At 34.5% G+C, this 1,233-nt stretch carries 2 protein-coding genes; both read left to right on the forward strand.

Annotated features, from left to right (window positions below):
• Window positions 1-586, forward strand: a 586-nt coding sequence (locus FOF46_RS32030; protein ID WP_167572030.1) for a hypothetical protein, incomplete at its 5' end; no start/stop codon positions are given.
• Between the two features lie 11 nt (window positions 587-597).
• Window positions 598-1,083: a hypothetical protein gene (locus FOF46_RS30810; protein ID WP_143919247.1), complete on the forward strand. Its 486-nt coding sequence runs from the start codon at window positions 598-600 to the stop codon at window positions 1,081-1,083.
• The last annotated feature ends 150 nt before the right edge of the window (window positions 1,084-1,233 follow it).

The raw sequence follows: 1,233 nt of genomic DNA on the forward strand, positions 1-1,233 counted from the left end.
ATCCAGCTTTAAGGATTTTTGGAGTGGTTTAGGAGATAACGTCTCTGATGCATTTAGTAATCCATGGGAAGCCTGGAAGCAAAATATGGGAGCAGAAGGAGGATGGAAAAACTTTATCCCTGGGTACACCGCATATAGTGCTACTATTGGTAGAACGATTGGTGGTTTACAAACCGCAAGCAGTGTAGGTTCATCTCTGGCAAGAGGAAATTATTATGGAGCAGGAAGAACCTATGGTGGTTTCTTAGGAGGTGCATCTTTTGAACTTGGATTGACAGTAGCTACTGGTGGGGTTGTGAGAGGGCTTAGTTTTAGACCTACTGCAAATATGTTTAGGTTACATAAAAGAATAACAACACCAGGTTATGCAGAAGTTTATGGAAGGGGATATGGATATGGACAATATGATGCTGGACATAGGGCGACTACTTTTTTAAGAAATGAAATACTCCAAAATGGAAAATATGGTATAAAAAATTGGAAAACGATTTTTATTAATTATGAGTTAAATAGTCAAAACTTTTCAATAGGTATTAACCCATGGAAGAGAACTATATTTCATGAAGCACCAGGAATTTTTAAATAAAAAACATTACAATGAATTTAAGATTTTTATTAATTACTTTTTCTCTTGAATTATTTACTGAAGAGAGACTTATTAAATTTGGAGAAGACAATTTAATACAAGGAAACACAGAAGGTTGGATCGTCGATCTTGGTTCTGTTACTGAACCGATGCCTAAGAATTTTTTTGTTGAAATATTAAAGAAAGTTGGGAATGAAATAACCGAAGAAGAGTTTTTGATGTTTCATAAAATCTATATTACATCTTTAAAAGAAATAAATAATTGGAAAGAAATTCAAGAAAAACTCATTAAATATTATGAATTATTTTCATTGTTCTTAGATAAACTTGATTACGAATTTTGGTCACGTCTGAAAGATGATATTCAATTACGAAAAGAAGGGTTCTCCGGTATGATGAAGATGCCTGATGAGATTAATGAATATTTAAATGAATATAGGTCTAATAGAAAAATGAATGAATTTATAACTGAATTATTAAGCCCCGCTCGGGCATAGTATGTGCTGGTGCTAGTTTGCCCCTGCTGGCGCCAGAATGTTTCTGGTGCCGTCAAAGCTTGGCAGGGTATTAGTACATATCTAAACTTTTTTTAGGACGCGAGATAAGCTGGAAAAACTTTAACCCCAGATGCGCGGAAATGTTTTCCG

Origin of the sequence: Aquimarina algiphila, assembly GCF_007489275.1 — a bacterium.
GTDB lineage: Bacteria > Bacteroidota > Bacteroidia > Flavobacteriales > Flavobacteriaceae > Aquimarina > Aquimarina algiphila.

What these genes read in the sequence shown, in the direction of transcription:
- FOF46_RS30810 (WP_143919247.1), top strand. Translation starts at nt 598, where the DNA reads ATGAATTTAAGATTTTTATTAATTACTTTTTCTCTTGAATTATTTACT.